At 59.9% G+C, this 22,598-nt stretch carries 19 protein-coding genes; 7 read left to right on the forward strand and 12 right to left on the reverse strand.

All coding sequences use genetic code 11. The features are described from left to right. Position 1 precedes the first annotated feature (1 nt). Complete coding sequence (locus tag HYPMC_RS10575; protein WP_013947914.1) at positions 2-1,444, reverse strand: IS1182 family transposase; 1,443 nt, start codon at positions 1,442-1,444, stop codon at positions 2-4. A 147-nt stretch (positions 1,445-1,591) separates the two neighbouring features. Then, the gene (locus HYPMC_RS10580; RefSeq protein WP_197535969.1) at positions 1,592-2,815 is read right to left on the reverse strand and encodes an NAD(P)/FAD-dependent oxidoreductase; all 1,224 of its coding nucleotides are present in this window, start codon (positions 2,813-2,815) and stop codon (positions 1,592-1,594) included. Positions 2,816-3,577: 762 nt separating this feature from the next. Between HYPMC_RS10580 and HYPMC_RS10585 the strand changes: the two genes are divergently transcribed. After that, positions 3,578-4,783, forward strand: coding sequence for a hypothetical protein (locus HYPMC_RS10585; RefSeq protein ID WP_050976782.1), 1,206 nt, complete (start codon positions 3,578-3,580; stop codon positions 4,781-4,783). 77 nt (positions 4,784-4,860) lie between these two features. Here the strand turns inward: HYPMC_RS10585 and HYPMC_RS10590 are convergent, their stop codons facing one another. Genes HYPMC_RS10590 through HYPMC_RS10600 form a run of 3 tightly spaced genes read right to left on the reverse strand, consistent with a single transcriptional unit; the run spans position 4,861 to position 9,071 of the window. After that, positions 4,861-5,643 (reverse strand): hypothetical protein, encoded by a 783-nt coding sequence (locus HYPMC_RS10590; protein ID WP_013947917.1) that lies wholly within the window; start codon positions 5,641-5,643, stop codon positions 4,861-4,863. Continuing rightward, positions 5,630-7,945, reverse strand: coding sequence for a Mov34/MPN/PAD-1 family protein (locus tag HYPMC_RS10595; RefSeq protein ID WP_013947918.1), 2,316 nt, complete (start codon positions 7,943-7,945; stop codon positions 5,630-5,632). The genes HYPMC_RS10590 and HYPMC_RS10595 overlap by 14 nt, the downstream gene beginning before the upstream one ends. Beyond that, positions 7,932-9,071 (reverse strand): hypothetical protein, encoded by a 1,140-nt coding sequence (locus HYPMC_RS10600; protein ID WP_013947919.1) that lies wholly within the window; start codon positions 9,069-9,071, stop codon positions 7,932-7,934. Before HYPMC_RS10600 ends, HYPMC_RS10595 begins: the two co-directional genes overlap by 14 nt. A 148-nt stretch (positions 9,072-9,219) precedes the next feature. Between HYPMC_RS10600 and HYPMC_RS10605 the strand changes: the two genes are divergently transcribed. Continuing rightward, complete coding sequence (locus HYPMC_RS10605) at positions 9,220-9,828, forward strand: LexA family transcriptional regulator (protein WP_013947920.1); 609 nt, start codon at positions 9,220-9,222, stop codon at positions 9,826-9,828. Between the two features lie 616 nt (positions 9,829-10,444). Here the strand turns inward: HYPMC_RS10605 and HYPMC_RS24890 are convergent. Continuing rightward, positions 10,445-10,570: a hypothetical protein gene (locus HYPMC_RS24890; RefSeq protein WP_256380121.1), complete on the reverse strand. Its 126-nt coding sequence runs from the start codon at positions 10,568-10,570 to the stop codon at positions 10,445-10,447. A gap of 711 nt (positions 10,571-11,281) precedes the next feature. On the opposite strand from HYPMC_RS24890, the gene HYPMC_RS10615 reads away from it, so the two are divergent. From HYPMC_RS10615 to msrA, 3 genes are all read left to right on the forward strand, one after another. Then, positions 11,282-11,764 carry a hypothetical protein gene (locus tag HYPMC_RS10615; protein WP_013947926.1) on the forward strand — a complete coding sequence of 161 codons (483 nt, stop codon included), beginning with the start codon at positions 11,282-11,284 and terminating at the stop codon, positions 11,762-11,764. A gap of 211 nt (positions 11,765-11,975) precedes the next feature. Then, entirely contained in the window at positions 11,976-12,524 is a 549-nt protein-coding gene (locus HYPMC_RS10620; RefSeq protein ID WP_013947927.1) for a YSC84-related protein, read from the forward strand. A gap of 175 nt (positions 12,525-12,699) precedes the next feature. Beyond that, positions 12,700-13,443 carry a peptide-methionine (S)-S-oxide reductase MsrA gene (msrA, locus tag HYPMC_RS10625; RefSeq protein ID WP_013947928.1) on the forward strand — a complete coding sequence of 248 codons (744 nt, stop codon included), beginning with the start codon at positions 12,700-12,702 and terminating at the stop codon, positions 13,441-13,443. A gap of 23 nt (positions 13,444-13,466) precedes the next feature. Here the strand turns inward: msrA and HYPMC_RS10630 are convergent, their stop codons facing one another. From HYPMC_RS10630 to HYPMC_RS10645, 4 genes are all read right to left on the reverse strand, one after another. After that, complete coding sequence (locus HYPMC_RS10630) at positions 13,467-13,859, reverse strand: ester cyclase (RefSeq protein WP_013947929.1); 393 nt, start codon at positions 13,857-13,859, stop codon at positions 13,467-13,469. Positions 13,860-13,872: 13 nt separating this feature from the next. Further along, positions 13,873-15,051, reverse strand: a complete 1,179-nt coding sequence (locus tag HYPMC_RS10635) for a decarboxylase (RefSeq protein ID WP_013947930.1) — start codon at positions 15,049-15,051, stop codon at positions 13,873-13,875. A 277-nt stretch (positions 15,052-15,328) separates the two neighbouring features. Beyond that, entirely contained in the window at positions 15,329-17,668 is a 2,340-nt protein-coding gene (locus tag HYPMC_RS10640; RefSeq protein ID WP_013947932.1) for a DUF4384 domain-containing protein, read from the reverse strand. A 576-nt stretch (positions 17,669-18,244) separates the two neighbouring features. Continuing rightward, the gene (locus HYPMC_RS10645) at positions 18,245-19,504 is read right to left on the reverse strand and encodes a threonine ammonia-lyase (protein ID WP_013947934.1); all 1,260 of its coding nucleotides are present in this window, start codon (positions 19,502-19,504) and stop codon (positions 18,245-18,247) included. Between the two features lie 153 nt (positions 19,505-19,657). Between HYPMC_RS10645 and HYPMC_RS23240 the strand changes: the two genes are divergently transcribed. Both HYPMC_RS23240 and HYPMC_RS10655 read left to right on the forward strand, forming a co-directional pair. After that, a complete protein-coding gene (locus tag HYPMC_RS23240; protein WP_013947935.1) occupies positions 19,658-20,338 on the forward strand; it encodes a hypothetical protein in 681 nt (226 codons plus the stop codon). Positions 20,339-20,463: 125 nt separating this feature from the next. Continuing rightward, positions 20,464-21,345 (forward strand): NAD(P)-dependent oxidoreductase, encoded by an 882-nt coding sequence (locus tag HYPMC_RS10655; protein WP_013947936.1) that lies wholly within the window; start codon positions 20,464-20,466, stop codon positions 21,343-21,345. A gap of 11 nt (positions 21,346-21,356) precedes the next feature. Here the strand turns inward: HYPMC_RS10655 and HYPMC_RS10660 are convergent, their stop codons facing one another. Together HYPMC_RS10660 and HYPMC_RS10665 are read right to left on the reverse strand one after the other, a co-directional pair. Then, positions 21,357-21,857 (reverse strand): Lrp/AsnC family transcriptional regulator, encoded by a 501-nt coding sequence (locus HYPMC_RS10660; protein WP_013947937.1) that lies wholly within the window; start codon positions 21,855-21,857, stop codon positions 21,357-21,359. A 126-nt stretch (positions 21,858-21,983) separates the two neighbouring features. Further along, positions 21,984-22,595, reverse strand: coding sequence for a glutathione S-transferase family protein (locus HYPMC_RS10665; RefSeq protein ID WP_013947938.1), 612 nt, complete (start codon positions 22,593-22,595; stop codon positions 21,984-21,986). Positions 22,596-22,598: the final 3 nt, after the last annotated feature.

Consider the following 22,598-nt stretch of genomic DNA (forward strand, 5'->3'; position numbering starts at 1 on the left):
CTCAGATGGCTCTGAGCAGCTTCGGTACTCCAAGGATCGCCATCACGCGCTTCAGATTGTAGGCCAGGACGTGCAGCGCCATCTCGGTGGCGACATGCTTGAGTGTCTTCATCTTGAAGTGAGTGGCGCCCATCCACGCCTTGATCGTCCCGAACGGGTGCTCGACGGTCTGGCATCGTAACGACATCTTATTGGGATCATCGTCGAGGCGCTCCTGGACGCGTTCAAGGATGCCCTCGTGCTCCCAGCGACGGACGCGGCGTTGCTTACTGGTGGTGCACCGGCCTTTGATGGCGCAGCTTCCGCAAGCATCCGTCCAGTAAGAATGCAGCGTCTTGCCGGCCTCTGCATTCGTGAAGCGGTATGTCAGTCGCCCGCCGGCCGGACAGACGTAGGCATTATCGTCCGCGATGTAAGTGAAGTCGGCGCGATCGAAGCGGCCATGGGCTGCAGCGTTTGACGTATGTGGCTTGGGCAACGTGACCGGGATACCGGCTTCCTCGCACGCGACGATTTCCTCGCCCTTATAATAGCCCTTGTCGGCAATCGCCTCGATGTCGGGGCGGGACATCTTTTCACGCGCTGCACGCGCCATCATCGCCAGAGCGTCGCGATCGTAGCCGAGGTTCGTCACTTCATGCGCGACGATAAGGTGATGCTTCGTCTCGACGGCAGTTTGTACATTGTAGCCAATCACGCGGGGCTTTCTGCTCGTCGTCGCCATCGCACGCGCATCGGGATCGGTCAGCGAGACCTGCGTCTCGCCGCTGATGTCCATGCGCTGTTCGATCGCCTTCAAGGCATTGGCCTCTCGCCGGCAGTAGGCCAACTTCTTGACTGCGCGAGCGAGGCGCGCCTCGGGAACCGACATTCCGGTCTTGCTCGCCACTTCGTCAGCACGGTCAAGCTCGACGAGATACTTTTCAATGGCCGCATCGATCTCGCCAAGGCGCCGCTTGAGTTTCTCACGCGTGAAGCTTTTAGTCTTCGCATTGACGGCTTTGAACTTACTGCCATCGATCGCGACGATGCTGGCGTCCAGAAGATCGAGGCCGCGACAAAGAGCGACGAACTGTTGGCATACCTTGCGGATGGCCGGACCGTTCTCACGGCGGAAGTCGGCGATGGTCTTGAAGTCGGGAGCCAGGCGACCCGTGAGCCAGATCAGTTCTAGGTTCCTCCGACACTCGCGCTCAAGACCACGCGAGGACTGCACTTGGTTGAGATAGCCGTAGATGTAGATCTTGAGGATCGTTGCCGGATGGTAGCTCGGACGGCCCGTCTCTTGAGGAACCACCCCGTCGAAGCCAAGCGTACCGAGCTTAAGCGCATCGACGAAGGCGTCGACTACGCGCACAGGGTTATCTTCGTCGATGTAGTCATCAATCGTGTCGGGAAGAAGCGTCGCCTGCGTCCGATCCGCGCCCTCGATGAACCGCCTCATTTGATCCCTCCTCAAGCTCGCGGGAATCGTACATCTGTTCGTCTGAATGGGCGCGTTTTCACACAGCCTCTCTGCTTTGCGGACATCACAGATTATCTGTTTCAGGTGCCACAAGAAATCTAGAAAGCCCGAGCGGCCGATCGAGGCCTACAGACAATTCTCGATCCAGTCAGCCGCCGCGATACCGCTCTGCCAAGCGCCGTGGGCGGTCGAAAAATCCTCGTGGGAGCACGCCTCGCCGGCAAAACAGAGCCGATCGCTTACCGGACGGGCGAGCACTGCGCGCTGATTGGCAAAGCCCGGCAACGCATGGCTATATGAACCGAGGATTGTCGGCTGCTGTCCCCAGCGGGTGACGGCGAGAGGTGAGAGCGCCCGGGCAACATCACTGCCGAACAAGTCTCGCAGCTCGCCGATTACGAAGGAAACAGCTGCCGACTCACCAGCCTCCTCCAACTCTCGAGCTATGGCGCCGCCGAGGTAACATTCGATCAGGGGGCGACCAAAGGGGCGCAGAGAGTAACTTCCGGTACCGGAACGTTCTAAGCTTCCGATCGCGTGATGTTCCGCCGGCACCAATTGCGGGTCGGCAATTGATAGGAAGACCTTGTCCGCCGACCCGAGAGGGAGGCAGCTCGCGGCGTGGAGATGTTCGTCAATCGACGGGGTGAAGCGGATCATTCCGCGTGCGAGCACCGCGCTCGACACCGTCACAATCGCCGCCCTCGCGTGCATCGTCCCTCGGTTCGTGTCGAGCACGATCCCGTTTCCGTGAGAGATAGATGTCACCGCTGTCTCGAGTGCGGCCGGGACGCCTGCACCCAAACCGGCTATCAACGCGCCATAGCCGTTCTTCAGGCGCCAGTTGTTGTGGCTTGCCGCCGTGTCGTAAGTGAGAAAGTCCGCGACCGATAGATCGTCGAGCTCGGTTCCATTAATGAAGCTACTGAGTGCATTGATAAACGGTGCCCATCGATCATCGCGGGCAAGTGCATCGGCGGCGCAGTCGCTGGACGGCCGATGAACTTGCAGAAATTCGCAAAATTGGTCGTAAGCTTCACCGGCTTTTTGCCGATCCTCAGCCGAGAACACCTTGTTTTCCGCGTGTTGATGCCAGCCGCCGTCGCGGTGATCGACGATCCGTCCTTCGCCTTCCGCCAGCGCGACAAAAGGATTTCGTTCGGCGGAATGCAGCCATTCACAGCCGAAATCAAGTGGTATGTCATCTAAGAAGACCGTCCGTGCGCGACCGCCGAGAGTCGGCATCGCCTCGATCAACAGTACAGATCGACCGCGCTCTTTCAGGCGCCTAGCTGCGGCGATCCCTGCCGCACCACCGCCGATTATCGCCACGTCCATGTTGTCCGTCACGGTTGACCTTGCGTTAGATTTTATAAGGGCCGTAGTTCAGAAACCTACGAGCTCCGATGCTTTGAGTTCGACGTATCTTATTCCGGGTGATAGCAAACGATCGACGATGACGCGAATTATACAAAAGCGGACATCAGCGTGTGTGCTGCGAGTGCCGGTGATCGCTCAGACCTTTTGTCCGGCAGCCGTTTGAGAGCGGGCTTAATGCCAAGACTGGTGCGGCCGCTTCTGACCCGAAGCGGACTTCGGCAAATTCGCGAGCACGGATACCGTCAGACACGCGATGCCGAGTTTGCGGACGTGGCGCCGTAGGTCGCAAGCAGGCCAAGTGAGTGGTAGAGACTTGTCTGCAGTACTCCTGCAAACTGACAAACCATCGACTTCGCATGATGGGCTGGAAGCGGACTAGCGTTTTCAATTAGCATTCAGAGGGTGAGACCGGCCCTCGTATACAAGAGCGCTCCCCGACACCGCCTACATCCAGCGGGCGAAGGCAATCGCCGATCACGTCCGCTTCGCCAACATTTGCGTCAGATTTCGGTCTCGTTTAACGGTTGCAAATAGGTTCGCCTGTTCGAGGCCTTCGCGTACGTCGTCAGAGAGCTTGGGGCCTTTCGCTCCAAAGGGATTTGCCGGCCTATCCTCAAGCTGAGTGCGCGCGCCAGTCCCCTACCATTCTAGTTCGAGTGCGGTCTCGTCATGAATGTTAACTTCACCTTGCTTTGCGAGACTTGCAGCAAGCCCACAAATATTCGCCTGGGCATGTCCAATCGCGCGGAACAGCCTCTTCGCCTTGCCTGCCCGAATTGCGGCGCCGCAATCGACATCGTAGTCGCTGCCGGCAAAATGACTTTAACGGGTGCGAAGCAGGTTCAACCCACGGCGCCCTTCGATGCCAAGACGCCGTTTGCGGACCTGCACCTTGATTTTCCCGTCTCGTTTGAACCCTACAAGATGGGGATGACACCCTTCATGCGCGCGGCCGCCCGGGTCGGAATTAAGGAGATGGACCTGCATCAGTCGCGGCTCCATGTGCTCGATCAGAATCATGAGCAGGTCCGACGGTTCAAAACAATGCTGGCGGTCTACGCAAACAACAAGCTGGTGCCGTTCAAGCTCAACCTGCGAAAGTACTTTAACATCGAGGTCGCCTCAGATAGCCCCCAAGACGTTGAAGCTGCTCTCTACATGCTCATCGCCAAAATGATGCTGCCGTTCGAGTATCCGCTTCAGAGCAAGGTCGCGGTCGACCAATATCTCCAAGTCCTGCATGACCTCCATGGCAAAGAGCGGGCTGGCCTCGAGGGATTCGTCGTTGAGATTGTCGGCAACTCATTCCTCGGCAATCTCCACCGAGACATCTTGGACATCTATCCGCGCATCCTCGATGCCGAACTTGCCCTTCGCCCGGTACTGCTTCTCGATTTCGACGAGGGTTATGCAAAGAACCCGACCCCGATGCGGGTCTCCACGAGGAGGTTCGACGACTTCAAGGACCTCTACAAGGACATTTCAGAGGTTCTTTCCCGGCAGCTTGTGTTGGTGGCGGGCATCAACAATCTGATCAAGCGCGGAAACCACGACGCATTCAAGGAGAAGCTCAACCGGTTTGGTAAGAACACGGCGCCCGACGATCTCGATGCCTACGCTGACGTCGTGTTCGGCTTGAAGTCGGACCATTTAGATGATTGCTGGTACTTGATGCTCGACGGCTCGATCAGCAATCACTTACGCAATGCCATCGCGCACACCAAGACTGAATATGACGACATTACACAGCTTGTAACTTACTTCCCCAAAAGGGAGGGCATGGAGCAAGCGCAGGGGCAAACCATCTACTTCCTCGAATTCATGCGGCTGCTGCTTGTGTCATACCGCGAGGCGCGCCGCCTCCACCACCTCGCGAAGGCGCTCAACTACTATTATCTCCTGCACATGACGTCATCGAACGCGAGCGGCACGTTGTGATTCCCGGCTTGGGTTCGTCTGCCCGCACAGCAGCGACCTGCTGCTCTTTGTGGCTTTTCTTCGGGCCCGAAACTAAGTCACGAGACCTTTCGCGACTCCTTCGAACTGCGAGCTTGCCGAGATGCTACTGGGGCGGGGCTCTCGCATTGGCTGAATAGCTTCTCAGCGTACGCAAGCGACGCGTCCGTCACCACGCTCCCCGACACGAAAAACAACCAGAGCGCTAGCAGCGCGACGAGCAAACCTGCAACGAGAGCGCCGGTTCTTAAGCTTGTCGCGTCGAGGGGGGCGATCACCATGAGCGCCACGTGGGTGGTCGCCGCGGCGATGACGATACCAATCGCCAGGGGCTTTATACCGTAGAGGTTGCGATAGAACCCGTAGGCGATGTTCTCATCGAAAAGCAACGATTGCTTAGCGGTCGGACGGGTGTGATTCAGAAGCCAATCAACCGCTGAGCGGGCACGCTCGAACGCTTGATTTGGGTCGAGCCGCTCCTCTTCTAGCGAAGATATATTGAGCCCGTTGTTTTCCAGGTAGGCGTGATAACGCGCCTTCGTCTCGGCGGCGAATGTAGTATCGCTATGGGTCAGGAGTCTCGCGGAATGCAGACGCCCGGCCTGTTCGCCGATGCTCCGCTCGACGGCGCGGCCCAGACGCCGCACGGTCTGCGCCATCAGATAAGTCACGCCGCACGTGGTGACGATGCCGAGCCCGACGCCGGTTAGTGTACGTGCCTGCGGAAACCAGAACCCGACAACGATAAAAGCTGGGAGCAGCGCCAGCAATGCGGGCTTCAGCCGGGCGTTGATGTCATAGCGATCAAGGCCGATGTTGCGTAGATGATCACCTATCGGCACGATCCCTTCTCCCCTCTGACGCAGTCGCGGTTTCTCCTAGTAGTGCCGTGTGCGCCACCTCTGCGCTCAGGAAAGTATAGCCTTCCGGCAGCGCAATGAGCAGCAGAACCGGAAAGAGCTGTCGCAGCGCGAGCTTGGCCCCGGTCTCTGCGTCGAGGAGCGACGGACCGCTTTTTATGAGGTGGTTGTGCCACGTCCCAAGCGCGTACAGCGATCCCCCCGTATTCTTGATGATACCTCCGATCGCGGTATTGAGCCCCTGTGTTCCGAGGGTGAACTTTTCGGCCGAGAAGCTGCTGTCCGGGGGCGCCGAGATGACGTCGACGATCTGGAAGGCGTTGGCGATCTGCGAGAAGCGGCCAACGATGACGCCGCCGGTCTCGCGGCCCGGACGCGCCGCGATCTCAGCCCTTATTTTTTCGTTGACGCGCGAGCTGATCCGCACCGCGATGCCACTCGGGGTTTTGGCCGGCAACACGACCCAAGGCTGCACCTCATGGCGCTCCCAGGCTTGCGACAGCCCGTCCTCACCGATTCGCCCGTACGCGATATGTCCTTCGACGGTTTTTCTTACCTCCTGACGCTGGGCGACGACTTCGGAGAGTCCGGCCGCGAGCGTACTGACACGGGAGTCGGCCATCGGGAACGTGACGGCGCTGCAGCCCTGACCAACCGTCACGGCTTCGGCATGGGCGCTAAACACGATCTGCCGCAACACCGCCTCGTTACCGATCAACCGGTAGGACTCGGCGGCGAGATCGCTGAGGTTCGGATTGCCCCCCGCACCCTCGAATGCCGCGTAGGCAACGCGCCCGGCGCCAAGCAAATGTGCTTCGCCGATCAGCGGCCTGTCTTCCCAGGCGCCGAAGGCAAGACATTCGCGCACGACCGTTGACGCTGTCGTATTGAGGACGAAGCCCTCCTTGGCGAGCTTGCTTCGACCTATCGCGATGTCGAGGAGGTCGATTGCGTCGCTCTTGTCCTCGGCGGGTTGCTGTTTGAGGGCGGCGAGGCCTTCCGCCAGTACGCTCGCTTTCGGGGGCATTGGCGCCACGTCTGCCTGGCTTGGTAGCAGCCCATGTCGGGCGTAGTTGTGCGGCGCCATAAGGCTTCGGTCGACCAACAGCGAAGGACCCTGGCCACGACGTGCCATGTGTATTGCGATCTTTGAGCCGACGCTGCCACAACCGACGAGGGCCCAGGGTCTGCGCGGTTGATCTCCGGTCTCCGCGTCGCCTGACGCAGAACGAAGGATGGATAGCGATAGCCGCTCGCGTAGGCCCGGAAGACGCACTTGGCCGACTTGCGCCTTGATCACGTCGTCGGCCGACGTCAACTCGGTGAGGTAGGAGCAAAGCTCGATCGGCGAATGCGTGCCGATGACGTCATAGGGACGCCGCACCAGAAACGTGACCGTAACCGGCACGGGCTTGAAAGGCAGGCTCGGCACGCCGAACGCGATATGGTTGAGTTTTGGATCAAGCTCGGCAAGACAGCCATAGCGCTCAGCCCGTTTGCGCAAGTCGGCAATCGTAACGACGGTCTCCGGCAGGTATTCGTCCACGATAAAGGGCTTTTCAGGCCCGACCTCGCGCGCCCAAACCACAAGTCCGACAGAGACGCCCTTCCATGCGCCGTCAGCTAGAGCGCCGCGCCCAAATTGTGCGTTCTCGACCTTGATGGGCGTGCCGATGCATTGGTTGACGACGTAGACTTTCCGGCTCCCGTCCTCGAAGAGGAAGAATGTGATCGGCACGACAGCGCAACCGCCACCTGGGTCGGCCAATGCTCTGATGGCGCTGCCATCGATGACGATATTGTCATCGATGTTATCGCGGCGGACTGGCTCCCAGCCTTGCGCAGGGTCATTGAGCGCCGCTATCGCGGCGTCGTCGAGCCAATCGACCAGCTGATCAAGAAAACCGTCGAACCCGCGGGCTTGGATGAGCTCGCTTGAGCTGCCAGCGACGATGCATGGTTGCGGCGGCTGATCGGCCGGTCCCGGATTGATATGCGGGTGCGCGCGGTTGAAGTCGGCGCGCAAGTAGATTGAGGGTGCCCAGGCGGGAAAGTTGCGCGGGAAGACGAGAGACACCTTCTCTAAGGCCCGCACGCCATTTGGGCTCTCGCCCTCTGGGCGCCAGCGGTTCGGGAGCGTCACGGCGATATCGACCTCCGCCACGACGCTGCCGTCGGCCGCCTGATGCGCGAGCCGAACTGCCCGAACCGCTGGATGCGCCGCAGCAAGCCGTAAAGCCCGCGTGGTCGCCGTCGGTATTAGAATTGGATCAACCGTGTCCAAGCGCTTCAGAACCCACACCCGTACCAAGAGCAGCGAAGCCAGCCATGCGCCTGCGCGCCGGCTTTGGTCCGTACTGACTGACTGTCAGTTCCAGCGGTTCGCCGTCAGACTCGTCAGCGAGGCAAACGAATGCGCCCGCCACCGGCTTAAGGATCGCCTGGTACTCGTGCTTGGCCCGGATACACGGCGGATCATCGTCATCGTCCTCGATCGCATAGCTGCTGGCGAGGATTGTGGCACCGGCATTCACCTGCCCGAGTGCCTTGCGGGCCGCGGGCGATACCTTCGCGTCCTCGCGCTTCTCGGACCAGCTGTCCCACGAGAGGCTATGCCACGAGCAGTGATGGGGAGATAGCAGCACGTCATACTTGAGGTCGTTGGCCTCGTACCTCGCCCAGATCTTCTCCCAGATGGCGACCTCCGCGTCGCCGCCGAACAAATAGCGAGCGGCGGACGACGTACCATCGGCCGCCAGCGTCAGGTTAAGAATGACGCTGGAGTTGTTCTTCGAGAGCACCTCATCTTCTTCCTCATCGTCAGCCATGAGCGGCGCCAGCAGCAGCGCCTCGAAAGAGGCATCGACGGCACCGCAGATGATGGAGAACCTGGACCCTGCAGGAACGAGGATGGCACCAAGATCGTCAGTCTTCCCGCCGATATCCTCACCAAGGATCAGGATGTGGTCGCCGTCGGCTGAGTAGCTCTGAGAGCGAAACAGCTTTACCCGCCGCCGCGCTTCCTGCGCCCATGCCTTGGCATCATCACACAGGGGGCACTCTTTGTCGGCGCGCCGGAAGACGATCGGCGAGGACCACATTTCCCGGATGATGATCTTGTCGTCGTCAGCATTCCATTTCGAGGGGTCACCAAGGTGGAAATGCGTTCTGAGGCCGCCGCAGTGATCTTGATCGGGGTGCGTCAGCAGGAATGCGTCCACGTATGGCCGGCCGGCGTCATCACGTGGAAGCCGGTCCTTGAGCTGCGCGCCGACGTCGGGCGTGGAATCGTCCGGATCGTCGGCCGCGCACCTGATCTTGCAGTCGATGAGTATGTAGCGCCCGCTTTCCAGGGCGATGAGCGTCATGTCACCGTTGTCGACCTTAAAATGCGTCGTGGTTGCGGTCATGGGACCTCCAAATTGCTGGCTGGGGCTCCTCGCACTGTCCAAACAGAGCCGACCCGCGATTCGAGAGCCTCTCAATCGCATCTAGAACAAATATTAGAACAAGTCCATACGTTCTTGTCTGATGCCCGTAAGAAGGGTAGGAAAAGCTATGGCGCGCAAATCACTTCACCCGGTGCAAGACAAATTGCTTAATTTGCTCCGGAATCAAACTGAAGAACAACTAACTATCCGAGAGCTGCAAGAAGCGATCGGTGCGTCGTCGACAAGCGTCGTGGCTCACCATCTGCAGCAGCTGGAGCGGAAAGGTTTCATCCGACGCAATCCCTACAATCCCCGCGACTACCAGATTATAGATGATGGGCCTGAGCCTGCGGTCGTAACGCTTAATGTGTACGGCTTGGCGAGCTGCGGTCCGGCGGGGTCCATTTTGGATGGCAATCCGATTGATCGCATCCCTATAGCCGCAAGATTGCTGGCGTTCTCCCCGATTGAAGCATTCATGGTGCGGGCCAAGGGACGGTCGATGGAGCCTACGATTCACGACGGCGATCTAGTGATCGCGAAGAGAACCTTCGAATTCAAAGACGGCAAGGTCTATGTTTGCGTGAATGACGAGGAAAGCCTCATAAAGCGCGTTCGGATCGACGGCGATCGAGTGATTCTAGAGTCGGTCAACCGCGAATTTGCTCCATTCGTGGCCGCTCCCGACTTCCGCGTCGAAGGAGAGGTTAGAAGCATCATCTCTAGGAAGGTTTAGTAGTGCGCCGGTCCGGCTTTTCCCACTAGCGGACATCATTTCCTAAAGCGTCGATCTCTCATTCAGCGACTGGCCAATTGTAGCTTGTGTAATTCGCGCTCGCTTCTGCAGGGGCGGCCATTTGACATCATAGACGTCTGCATCGCGCGTGTGAGCGGACCTACACTCGACGCACAGCAGGGCCGATCCGCTACCGGAACCAGACGCAACTAGGGTCACATCGCCGAAGTGAACGTGGTCGTGCGTCGACTTCCGCTACTGGGACTGAGCAGTCATCGTTGATCGGGAAGTCCACACCGATGGCAGTTCCGCTTCTGGCCCTTAGCGGACGAAGGCAGGAGTTCTCCTTCGCGTCGGTGCAGACCTCCGCCAAAAGCTGGGAAAATATTTTCCGAGGCGTTCGGCCGACGACGGGTCTCACTGCCAAAGCAGACGTGTGTGATAGCAATCGTCTTGGTGCAGCCAACGCTGTTTAATATAGAAACGGGACAGGATCATAAAAAGCAGATCATCAAATTTTTAATCGCTAGCAATCCGGAAACAATTTCCGGCGACGGCCATGTCTACGGACGAGAAGTTCCACTGGCTTTCGCCGCTCCCGTCGCCGCACGTTTTACTATTTGCGCGTCCACACCTGCCGTCTCGCCAAGCCAAGCAAGATCTGCGGCCAACCGGAGAGATTGTGCGCGTTCGACATGACGCTGGTCGTCACCAGCTCGGAAAAGATCAAGGCGCCGATCATCGGGATGCGCCCCATCACCTCCGAGCCTGGTGCCGGGCTCGGAGGTGATCGGCGAGGGCCTGGCACGCCGCCACAACTGCAATGGTTTTAATACGCCCGCTTTTGCCGGCCGACCGTAATACGGGGTAGAAATCTCCCGGCCTGACGGCCCGTTTTTCCTGAACCTCGGGCTTGGCATGATCAACTAGGTTTCCCTTGTCCTCACCGGCCCGGACATTTGCAGCGCAAGAATGCATTTAATCTTTGTACGTATCAATGTGTTGACAAATGTGTTGACAGGCCGACGAGCCGCAATATAGAAGTGTATTTTTAATCGTTTAATTTCAATTGTTTATGTCGATTCCCTCAGATGCCAATCTGGCGGTATGGGGTCATAGGTTCAATCCCTATACCGCCCACCATATCCTTCTAATTGTCGATCGATATTTTACGCTCTCTCTCGATAGGTGCCGCCGCGAACCGCGGGATGCGATAGACGTGGATCAGGCGCACCCAATTCCACTCGCCAAACTTGTGGTCTCAAAGCGGTAGCACCTGCTGGGCGCGCCTACGCGCGGCCGACATGCCTTCAATCGATCTCTTTTCCAAATTGGTTCAATTGGACCAATACGTTGGATTTATGGGTCGGGACTGTCGATCTTTCGTTCATGGCCGGAGCGACGCCGAGGGGCGTGACCGTTCCGGGAGACGAACGAAAGAAGGAACAGTCTCATGGCCTTTACTTCGCTGTTGAACGATCGCTTCCCTCGCCAAGCCGAGGTTTGGCTCCCTCAAAGGCCCCGCCCGGTCACCGCCTCGCATGTGCCAACGACCGAAGCCGTGCCGAGCTATGACCTCTCCGTGCATCCGGCGCCCTTCGTCATCGGCCTCGCCTCCTGCGCTTGGTTTCTGGTTTTGAGCTGGACGTGTTTTGGCGCGTTCGACCTCCACACTGGTCTGGCCGTCGCCATCGTGACGATCATCTCGGCGATGTATCTCGGCGGTATTACTCTCGGCGCCTATAATTCCAGCAGCGCCGCGAATGACCGCGCAGCCGGGCAGCGTCGCAGCTTCCACCAGTTTCTCCACGGCCGAGTCGACATCGCGACGGGCCTCGTCAGCGGACGCGAGGCCCTGCTTCAGATCGCGCTCCTGCCGGTCAGTCTGGCTGCCGGCGCAACAGCTATGGCGCTGATCTGGCTGACGATCCAATAGCCTTCCACCCCAAGGACGCGGGCCTCATCGTATGATGGCCCGCCCTTCCCAATAGTCTCACCTTGCCGGAAAATCAGCGTCCGGCATTTGTGTTTGCGGCCGAACACCGTTAATCGCCGACTTAATCCGTGGGCCGAAATTTTTGGCCCGCAAGCGAAATTCGGCCATGAAGCGCAGGCAAGCGTCGGTCGGGGCACGAGGGAGACAAAACATGTTCATCAGACACCTTAGCGTGGCGCTCGTCGCGTGGTTCGCGCTCGTCGCAGCGTCGCCAGCAAGCCGCGCAGAATCGGGACCAGAGATCGATGCCGGCGTGCATGAGACCATGCAGCGATTTTTCCGCCAGGTCGGCGGCGCGCGCGAACTGGCGCACAAGGCTGTCGGTATTTTGGTGTTTCCGTCCGTCGTGAAGGCGGGCTTCGGCATCGGCGGAGAATATGGCGAAGGCGCGCTGCTGATCGGCGGCCGCACTGCCGGTTATTACAATACCGTTTCGGGCTCGTTCGGCTTTCAGATCGGCGTGCAGGCGCGATCGGTCATCATCGCGTTCATGACGCCCGAGGCGCTTCACCAGTTTCGCAAAACCGCGGGATGGAAGGTCGGCGCAGACGCTTCGGTGGCAATCATCACGGTCGGCGTCGGCGGATCAATCGACACCAACAAGATCACGAGCCCGGTCGTCGGCTTCATCCTCGACCCCAAGGGGCTCATGTATAATTTGACGCTCGAAGGGTCGAAGATCTCGCGCATATCGCGATAACGCAATTTATCTCGTGTCGCCTCGGCCGCTTTTTAAAGCCGCCGGGGCACATTCCGCGTGCGAGCGGTAAGGTTCAACAAGACGTTACCGCGGACGCTCGCGTAACGGATTGCGCACGGCAGACGTAGGCATTGGAGTGTGCGGAAGCACACGACCAATCCCCCCGGAGACGTCCATGGCAATCCAGTTCAAATCTCTTTTGCGGTCCGACCGCATTTTCTTTTCAATCGTCACCGTTGCGGCTGCCGTCTTTGTTCTGAGTACGGTCGGCGGCGTAGGCGTCGATGCGGAGGAAGGCACGCGCGTGCCGCCGCCCGCCATCGATGAGCCCGCACCTCAAAGCGCGCATCTTGAAACGGCCGTGCTGGCAGGCGGCTGCTTCTGGGGCGTTCAGGGCGTGTTCCAGCACGTTTCCGGCGTGAAGAATGCGGTCTCCGGATATACCGGCGGCGACGCGCAGGATGCGCACTATCGGATCGTCGGCACAGGCGCGACGGGCCACGCGGAATCCGTGCAGGTGACGTTCGATCCGCAGAAGATCAGCTACGGTAAGCTGCTGCAGATCTATTTCTCAGTGGCGCACGATCCGACCGAACTCAACCGTCAAGGGCCGGATTCAGGCACGCAGTATCGCTCGACGATTTTTCCGATGACGGCGGAACAGGCGAATGTCGCGAAGGCTTACATCGCACAGCTCGATGCCGCGCATATCTTCCCAGACAAAATCGCCACGACGGTGGAGCCCGGCCGCACGTTCTTTCCGGCCGAGAACTATCATCAGAATTTTCTGACGCTGAACCCAAACTATCCGTACATCGTGATCAACGACCTGCCGAAGGTCGCCAATCTGAAGCGGCTGTTCCCGGAGAACTATCGGGCCGAGCCGAAGTTGGTCGCGCTCGCGAAGGCGTCGAACTAAGGTCACGCGATTGCTTAAGAGGCTCAGACTTTGATCTGAGCCTCAATCGCAGCTTTATCTACGACCGACCAGACGTGCTGGATCTTCGCGTTCTGAAATTCGTAGATGACGTTCTCGGTGAACGACACCCTGCAGCCGTTTACGGTGAGCCCGAGAAAACTGCCTTTTGGCGTGCAATCAAAGCCCAGACGGCTTGCAACAAAGGGCGGTTCGCAAACCATCAGCAGAATGTGGAATCGGAGGTCGGGAATTTCCGAGACGTCGCGCTCCAGCATGTCTCGATAGCCGGAAAGCCTCAGCAGCTTGCCGTTGCGCGTCACGTCGTCGGCAACGAATGCAGTTAGCCGGTCCCAGTCCCGATTATTCAGGCACGCAATGTACTCGCGGTAGACATCCGCGATGTTGTCGCTTTCCATGCCTAACCGACTATCAGGCGTTGCGCGCGATCGGTTCGAGATCTTCCGTGTAGATCGAATACATCGGCTCGTCCTGCAGGATGACGTCGATGTATTCGCCGTATCCATTAAAGCGCGTGCCCATTGCGCGGGCATAGGCGCCAAGATTACCGATCTCGATGTAATCGCCTTCGCGCACCGAAGCGGGCAGCATGAACGGCCCCTTCATGTGGTCGATGGAATCGCACGTCGGTCCCCAGAACTCGAACGGCTCCAGCGGCTCGTTCGGATCGAGGCCCGGACGAATGAGGCGCACCGGGAAAACGAAGCCCAAATGCGCGCTGTCGAAGAGCGCACCATACGAACCGTCGTTGATGAAAAGCTGGTTGCCCGGTTTGCGCAGATCGACTTTCACGATCAGGCTTTCGGCTTCGGCGACGAGCGCTCGGCCGGGCTCGCAGATCAAGCGGCAATCCTCGGTCACGGGCATCTTCGCCATCGACGCTTTGATGACTTCGATGAAGTCGGACAGCCGCGCGGGCACGCTGTCGGTGTAGCGCGACGGGAAGCCGCCGCCGATATCGATCGCGTCGACCACCACGCCAGCCTTGACGATGTGCTTTTTTACTTCCTCGAACGCCATCGCGTAGGCGTCGGGCGTCGTCGTCTGCGAGCCGACATGGAAGGTGATGCCGAGTTCGTCAGCGACTTGGCGCGCCTTGACGAGCAGGCGCTGCGCCTTCTGGCCGGAGATGCCGAACTTGTGCTCAAGCGGCACGCGGCTGTTCTTGGCCGGAACCGAGACGCGCACGAACAGCTCAAGGTCTTTCGCGCCGTCCGTCTCTTCGATGATCTTCTGCAGCTCGTCTTCAGTGTCGAGCGCGAAGCATTTGATATCGTAATCGAAGTAGGCGCGGCGAATGGCGTAGCGCGACTTCACCGGATGCATGAAGTGCAGGCGCACGCCGGGGATCGTTGCGGCGTCCTCAAGCTCGGCGACGGAGGCGACGTCGAACTGCTTGATGCCCGCACCGTAAAGCGCGCCGAGAAGAAAGACGGAGCTATTCGCCTTGTAAGCGTAAGCGACCTCGCCCGGAAAGTTGTTGATGAACCACCGAGCGGCACGGCCCGCAGCGTGGGGACGCGCGGCGAAGACCGGAAGATCCGGCTTCATCTCGGTCACCATTTCGAGGGCGGTGGCAAACTTCTCCATCGCGAAAGAACCTCCTGAGGAAGCGCTATCCGGTTTCGCGCGCGGCAGCCGAGCGATGTCGGCTCTGGACACAATGTTGAAGGGGTGCATTTAGGTACCTCGGCTCCCTCTGTAAAGCCTTTCCGAACCCAAACGCTTTTTAGGGTTGTCGGATTCTCTCCCGAACGCGAGTGGCGGGATGCAATTGGCATACAGAGCGATGCGTTTCGGCACCTACCGTTTGCGACAGTTTTACGAAACGCCCTGTTTTCAGGCATTTGGCGCCGCGTTCGAGACGTCAGCGAAGGCCGAGGATGAGGACTGCGCGGCCGTCGCGGAGTGGCCGGTCCGTCACGATGTCGGGCCGCGGTGGCTCGATGCGCTCGCCCTGAGCTTCGCGGCGGCTGATGGCGCCAGCCCGGGCGATGCGGGCGCGCTCGGCCTTTTCCGGGTTGGCGCGCATCTCCCAATCGGTGACGAGCGTGTCGCGAATGAAGTTTTCCCAGTTACCGAGTACCGTGAAGCGCTGATGCACGAAGTCGTGCTCAATGCCGACCGGCGGGGTGGCGCTGGTCGAGCAGCGACCTAGAATCGTCTCGCTGCCCGTTGCCTTGTAGCGAAGCTGGAACGGCGCATCGGCCGACGGGATACTGACCGGCTTTCCGGCCTTGATCAGATTGTCGTGCTGGAAATCGGTCGGAAACAGCACGGTCCCAACGCCCTCGGCATCGACGCTAATGATCGTCAGGTAGCAGTCGTTGTCGGCTTCGGCCTTGATCGTCACGAGATCGCCGGGAACCGGGCGTGGCTTATCGAGCCACATGCTGAGCCCAATGTCTGTCTTTACTTCGCGCAGAAACCCGGCGGATGCCGTCTGCTTCGGCTTGTCCATGCCTTTGAGCAGCGAAAACAGCTGTTCGAGCTGCGCGCGCGACAGCACGCCGTGCAGAAGGCGGCGGGCGAGCGGCGCGGCTTGGCCTTTGGCGTTTGAAAGCTCTTTCAGGAAGTCTTTGCGTTCGAGGCCCGTCTCGGACAGCGCGACCTCAAAATCAGCGCCTTCGCGATAGCGGCGAGCAAGACCCGAAACCATCTCTTCGCCATGAATTCGAAGGTTGAGATCGACGCCGACCGATTTGGCGGCGGCGCGGAAGCGATCCGTGCCGCCAAGCATCAGGAGCGCATTTTCGCTGTCCGTGCCAAACAGCGGCAGCGCGGTGCGGCGGTCGGCTGGCATCGGTGCAGATGAGATATCGACTGGACCGGCAGGTCTGAAATCATCCTTGGCTTTGACCAATCCTTCGGTATGGCAAGCGAAGCAATCGGTGCCGGCCTTCGTTGTCGGCTCGACGGCGTTGGCTTCATCGCCCGCGTATGGCTTCTCAATGCCCGGCAGGACCCGATCGATGCGGTTGCCCGATGCATCGTAGAGCGCGAACGCATAAAAGCCGTTGGGTAGCGCGAACAGCGCGCGGACTTCATCCGTCTTGAAGGGCGACGCAGCGCTGGTTGCGGATTTGGGGCCCAACGGGTGATCGAAAACGTTCTGGTCGCCGGTGCTGGTCGCAAAGTCGTAGACCAGCCACAGTCCCGCATGATCGCCGGGGTGACGTTCGATCAAACGATTGCCGCGCGTCACTGCGCTCTCGCGAACGGCAATGCGGCGGACGGAGCCGGCACGAATATCGTCGTCGATCTTCGCACCGTTCATGGCGGCAAGAGAGGATAGTTTCTGCGGGATGCCAAGAAGACCGTAATAGAGCGGCGTTTCGCCTGCGGCAGCGGCAAGCCAATCGCCGTTGACGATGACCGCTTTCGTCTGCGCAGTTTTTAAAATGTCCGGCGCGACGGCGTGAACGAGCGCGGGCGGATAGGCGTCTTCGATCATCGCCCAGCGCGCCGCGTCCCAGCCGAAATCCGAAAGCCGGAACGACAACACCGTTCCAGCCGCATCGAGCGGCGTCAGCTTCACGGGTTCGGGCGCCCAAGAGAGCGCGTTCATCAGCTTGTTCAGCGCGGCCGCATATGCCGCCATTTCGTCCGGTGTCGCGCACGCGTTGTAGAGGTGGGCGAGAGAAATGAAGCGGACATCCTTGCCCTGCTCGCGTTCCAGATGCTGAGCGTCCCGCATCAGCTTGTCGAGGTCGGGAAGGCTGATCGGCCGGCGCGACGGACACGTTTGCGCGGAATCGGGAAGATCCTTCAGCCAGCGGCGAAGGGCGAGAATGTCGTCGGGCTGCGGTTCCGCCGCCGCGTTGGCGCTGATAAAAACATCGAGCGGTGCATGACGCGTTTCCAGAACGTCGTACAGACGCGAGGCGTCGGGGAAACCAGGCTTCACCAAAATGGAATCGCGCGCCACATCGTCGATATCGAGAATGTTCGCGAGGCCGCCTGACGCCAGCGGGCGTTCAAGCTTGCCCGTCTGATGGCAGCGCGCGCAGTAGGTATCGAGGATGCTATAGGCCTTCGCGGCGAGCGGCTCTTCGGGGCGCGGCGGCACCGCAGACGATGCGGGCGACGTGACAGGCGCAGACGCGGCTTGCCGATCCGCCGCGACGGCAGCGAGCGCGCCGAAACAGGCGAAAGTCAGCAGGCCCGCCAGCAGCCGCGCATAAAACAACACGTCTTCGAATTGCACGTCGTCTCTCGTGTTCCGTCTTCCAGGCTCAAGACCGCCTCTGGCCGCCGTATCTTCGCGCATCCCTAGAGCCGAGGCGCGGCTGTAACGTGGCAACCGGCGGTCCGTCCCCACTTATTGGCATGCCAAATCGGAGCGCGGGTTTACACCTTGTTTACAGGTGTAAACAGTTCGTTAATCCGACCGTATAGCGATTAGTCATCGCAAGACTCCAAAATCGACCGCCTCGTAAAAGTCGGTTACAAGAAGCTTACTTCAATAGATTGAAGGCGGGCTTGTGCGATGGATCTCAAGGCAGCCAGTGATCAAAACTCCACGGTCGATCGTTTAACGCGTGCCGGTATGGCGATTTGTTTTCTGGCAAGCTGCGGACTTCTGATCGGCGCGCTCATTTTCAATAAGCTTCAAGACGACACCAAGTTGAAATTTCCGCTGCCCGTCCAGTTCACTTCGAGGTAGCCGCAATATTTTCGATGCCTCGTCAATTTCGATCCGACTCTTCCCCGATCCAACGATCCACTTAGGGCCCTCCGCAAAAGCCGAGGGCCCTTCTTTTTGCGCGTTGTTTTCTGGCGGTCAGGGCGCTCCGGCGCCGGTGGAACTCTTCACCATCACCGAATAGCCCGCCGCCTTCAGCCCGGCCACGACAAGATCGAGATGCGCGCGATCGCGCGTCTCGATGACGAGGTGAAGCTCGGTGCCTTTCGCAGGAACGTCGGTAAAAACGCGCTGATGATAAACTTCGACGACATTGGCGCCGACGCCGCCGATCACGCCCGCGACTTTGGCGAGCTGGCCGGGCCGGTCGGGAAGGTCGATGGCAAGGCGTGACAGGCGGCCGTCACGGGCAAGCTCGCGCGTCAGAACGCTGGCCAGCAGCCGCGTGTCGATATTGCCGCCGCAGAGAACCAGACCGATCTTGCGGCCCTTATAAAGCCTGTTCGCGCCGATCAACGCGGCGAGCCCGGCGGCGCCTGCGCCCTCGACGACCGTCTTCTCGATCGTGATCAGTAGTGACACGGCGCGTTCGAGATCGGCTTCTGAGACGAGCAGAATATCGTCGACCAGGGCTTCGACAATCTCTTGCGTCAGGCTGCCTGGCGTCTTGACGGCGATGCCTTCCGCGAGGGTATCGCCGCCGATGGGCAACGAGGCGTGTTTCACGGCGTTGAGCATTGACGGGTAGAGCTGCGCCTCGACGCCAATGATCTTGATCTTGGGGTTGATCGCTTTCGCGGCGACAGCCATGCCCGAGATCAATCCGCCGCCGCCGATCGGCACGATCAGCACATCGAGGTCGGGCGCGACCGCAAGCATCTCAACCGCAACCGTTCCCTGCCCCGCAATCACGGCCGGATCATTGAACGGATGAACGAAGGTCATGCCGCGCTCGGCCCCATAGGCGACGGCGAAGGCGTAGGATTCTTCCAGCGTCTGACCTTCGAGAATGACTTCGGCCCCATGGCTGCGGGTGTTCTCGACCTTGATGGTGGGCGTCGAAGCCGGCATCACGATTGTTGCCGGGATGCCGAGACGGTGGGCGTGATAGGCCACACCCTGGGCATGATTTCCGGCCGACATGGCGATCACACCATTTTGCCGCTCGACGTCCGACAGCGACAGGAGCTTGTTTAAGGCCCCCCTCTCCTTGTAGGACGCGGTGAACTGCAAGTTCTCGAACTTCAGCCAGATTTCGGCGTTGAGAAGGGTGCTGAGGGTTCGGCTTGGCTCGAAGCGCGTCGGAACGACGGCCCCGCGGATCGCCTCTGCCGCGCGGACCACATCGCCATAGGTTACGGATAGGGGCCGGGAATCAAGTTTCGCCAAATTTGTCATTATCGTCCGGGAGGTTTAATGGAAGGTCTTTCCTTAGCATATTGCTCGGCAGCGTGGCGCTACCAGCTTTTGGCCCGTCGCCATTCAGCATTTGCTCAGGCCCGTGCATCTACCGGCGATAACTTCCACCGATTCGCCGTCCGGAGAACGTAAATGGCCCGTCTGCCCCTGAAGTCGATTGCCGCGGTGGCGGCCCTGCTTGTGGGCTTTGCCCTGCCTGCAAGCGCGCAGACGTTCGAATACACGCCCTACAGGGGGGTCAACAATACCGGCGGCCAGCCGACCGACCCGCCGCCGGACAGCTACACGCCGAACCATCAGAGTTCGCCTCCCGGCGTCGGAGGCGCGGCGGCGCCTCCCTACCAAGCTGGTGAATCCGATGCCTATCAGAGCAGCGGCAATGCGCCCGCGCCTGCCGGTGACGCCTATTCGTCGCCGTGGGGCCACTACTCTCCCTCCCAAGATGTCTTTTCGCCTGCCCGGAACGGTGGTGGATCGCCTCCACCGTCAGTTCAACCGCCGCGCGGCGTGGGCGGACCGCCGATTCAAGATGTCGGCACCATGCCGCGGATCGAAGTCCAAGCCTCGGCCCCCGATGACGGTGTTCCCCTAAGCGTTCGGCAGGATGATGCCCGCCGGGCCGCAATCCAGGGCTGGCGCAGCAAGGTTGCCGACCGTTATGGCCCGGAATTTTCCGAGTGGCGTTCTGCCGTGGGAAAGAACGTCAATTGCCACAAGGACCGGCGCAACGGCGTCATCTGCATCGCGAGCGCTCAGCCGGTGCGCGGATTTGACCGCGGCAACCCGTGGGCCGCTCAGAACCGCCGCTACTAGCGGTCTCTTCGCAACATCAGTCGAGCAGACGCCGGGACAATGGCAGTTGATCCCGGCGTTGCTTTTTGTCATCAGCCGCCGTGGTCGGATGAGACGCACGGCGAAGCGGAACAGGAACAGACAATATGGCGAAGGTGGCTTGGCTCGGTCTCGGCGTCATGGGCTATCCCATGGCTGGGCATCTGAAGACGCGCGGCGGCCATGATGTCGTCGTCTACAATCGGACTGCCGCCAAAGCCCAGAAATGGCAGCAGCAGTTCGGCGGCACAGTCGCTGCTACGCCAGCGGAAGCCGCGCGTGGCTGCGAGGTGGTGTTTGCGTGCGTCGGGAATGACGACGACCTGCGCAGCGTCACGACCGGCCCAGACGGCGCTTTTCAGTCCATGGGTGCGGGCACGATCTTCGTCGACCACACGACAGCGTCGGCCAAGGTCGCACGGGAACTGGCGGCGGCGGCACAGTCCGGCGGCTTCGCATTTCTCGACTGCCCCGTTTCGGGTGGCCAGGCGGGCGCCGAAAACGGCGTGCTGACCGTCATGGCTGGCGGCGACAAAAGCGCATTCGAGAAGGCTGAGCCGCTGATCACTTGCTTCGCGCGCGCTGTCCGTCTCATGGGACCTTCCGGATCAGGGCAGCTTGCCAAGATGTGCAACCAGATCGCGATCGCAGGGCTCGTCCAGGGGCTGGCGGAATCGATCCATTTCGCCGAGTGCGCCGGGCTGGATGTGACGGCGCTGATCGAGACGATCTCGAAGGGCGCGGCGCAATCGTGGCAGATGGACAACCGCTGGAAGACCATGCACGAGCGCAAATTCGACTTCGGTTTCGCCGTGGACTGGATGCGCAAGGATCTCGCGATCTGTTTCGATGAAGCACAATCGAACGGCGCCGATCTGGCGGTGGCAAAAGTCGTCGACGGTTTCTATGCGGACGTTCAGGCCCACGGCGGGAGCCGCTGGGATACATCGAGCCTGATCGCGCGCCTCAAACCCAAAACGTCGGACTGACGGCTAGGCTCTTACACTTCGGCGCGCTCGCTCTTTCCCGAACGCTCGGTGATCGCGAACTGCAGCGGAAGGGCGGTCGTGTATTTGATCTGCTCCATCGCGAAGGCCGACGACACCTTGGCGATATCGACGCGCGAGATCAGCTTTTTGTAGAAGGCGTCGTAGGCCGCGATGTCGGGCACCGCGACGCGAAGCAGATAGTCGATCTCCCCGGACATCCGATAGAATTCGACAACTTCGGGAAATTCCGCGACAGCGGCGTGAAATTTTTCCAGCCAGTTGAGCGAGTGCTTGTCCGTCTTGATCGAGACGAACACCATCACGCCGGCATTCACCTGTTGCGCATCGAGAATGGCGACCCGGCGCTGGATGACGCCCGACTCTTCGAGCTTCTGCACGCGCCGCCAGCAGGGTGTCGTCGAAAGGCCGACTTCCTTGCCGATGTCAGCAACGGGGCGCGTGCAATCCTGCTGCAGAATGCGCAGGATTTTAACGTCCATTTCGTCGAGCATCGGCACCGCCCTGGCCAAGAGAACAACATTTTACGCTTTCGCGTCGCGTTTTGAGATTATTATTCTATATATTCTGTCTGTCAACGTGATGATTGGTAATATTTTCCACGTATCGTCCGATGGACGTCAAGCTTTTGCGCTCGGCCGGGCTGAAACCTCTCCGTGCCAACGCGTAACGTTGGCAAACACATCCGGTCTGCCGAGGCGGGCGGGCCGCATGAAATCGACGGCGACGAGAGCCGTGATGTCGGCGATCGTATAATCGTCTCCAGCGATAAAGCGGCTGTCGGCAAGGCGGGCATCGAGGCGGCCAAGTTCGAATGCAACTTTCTCTTTATTAGCCTCCCCCCACTCCGCGACCTGGGGCACTTCGAGATGGGCCATTTTCGGATGAAGGTGGCGGAAAACACTGAACACAGCGCTCGACAAACCCAGCTCGACGCGCCGGTTCCACATCTCGACTTCGGCCTTGCCGATGGCACCGACGCCCAACAGCGGCGGCTCAGGCTTTATCTCCTCGAAATAACGGCAGATTGCGACGGTCTCAGAAATCGTCCGCCCGTCATCGAGAACCAGAACCGGAACGCGATGCCAGGGATTGAGCTTAGCAAAGTCGCCGCTTTTAAGGTCTTCGGTCATCATATCGCGTTCCTCGCGCGGAACGACGATGCCCTTCTCGGCCAGGAATATGTTCACGCGTCTGGGGCTCGGAGCGGCGTGTGTCTCGATGATGTGCATGGT

This window comes from Hyphomicrobium sp. MC1 (genome assembly GCF_000253295.1).
In the GTDB taxonomy this organism is placed as follows: Bacteria; Pseudomonadota; Alphaproteobacteria; order Rhizobiales; family Hyphomicrobiaceae; genus Hyphomicrobium_B.

Bases quoted from the DNA above. Each gene is read 5' to 3' on its own strand.
- HYPMC_RS10615 (WP_013947926.1), top strand. From the start codon at position 11,282: ATGGCCTTTACTTCGCTGTTGAACGATCGCTTCCCTCGCCAAGCCGAG.
- HYPMC_RS10585 (WP_050976782.1), top strand. From the start codon at position 3,578: ATGTCCAATCGCGCGGAACAGCCTCTTCGCCTTGCCTGCCCGAATTGC.
- HYPMC_RS10655 (WP_013947936.1), top strand. From the start codon at position 20,464: ATGGCGAAGGTGGCTTGGCTCGGTCTCGGCGTCATGGGCTATCCCATG.
- msrA (WP_013947928.1), top strand. From the start codon at position 12,700: ATGGCAATCCAGTTCAAATCTCTTTTGCGGTCCGACCGCATTTTCTTT.
- HYPMC_RS10575 (WP_013947914.1), bottom strand. From the start codon at position 1,444: ATGAGGCGGTTCATCGAGGGCGCGGATCGGACGCAGGCGACGCTTCTT.
- HYPMC_RS10635 (WP_013947930.1), bottom strand. From the start codon at position 15,051: ATGGAGAAGTTTGCCACCGCCCTCGAAATGGTGACCGAGATGAAGCCG.
- HYPMC_RS10600 (WP_013947919.1), bottom strand. From the start codon at position 9,071: ATGACCGCAACCACGACGCATTTTAAGGTCGACAACGGTGACATGACG.
- HYPMC_RS23240 (WP_013947935.1), top strand. From the start codon at position 19,658: ATGGCCCGTCTGCCCCTGAAGTCGATTGCCGCGGTGGCGGCCCTGCTT.
- HYPMC_RS24890 (WP_256380121.1), bottom strand. From the start codon at position 10,570: ATGATCGGCGCCTTGATCTTTTCCGAGCTGGTGACGACCAGCGTCATG.
- HYPMC_RS10660 (WP_013947937.1), bottom strand. From the start codon at position 21,857: ATGCTCGACGAAATGGACGTTAAAATCCTGCGCATTCTGCAGCAGGAT.
- HYPMC_RS10630 (WP_013947929.1), bottom strand. From the start codon at position 13,859: ATGGAAAGCGACAACATCGCGGATGTCTACCGCGAGTACATTGCGTGC.
- HYPMC_RS10665 (WP_013947938.1), bottom strand. From the start codon at position 22,595: ATGCACATCATCGAGACACACGCCGCTCCGAGCCCCAGACGCGTGAAC.
- HYPMC_RS10645 (WP_013947934.1), bottom strand. From the start codon at position 19,504: ATGACAAATTTGGCGAAACTTGATTCCCGGCCCCTATCCGTAACCTAT.
- HYPMC_RS10605 (WP_013947920.1), top strand. From the start codon at position 9,220: ATGGCGCGCAAATCACTTCACCCGGTGCAAGACAAATTGCTTAATTTG.
- HYPMC_RS10620 (WP_013947927.1), top strand. From the start codon at position 11,976: ATGTTCATCAGACACCTTAGCGTGGCGCTCGTCGCGTGGTTCGCGCTC.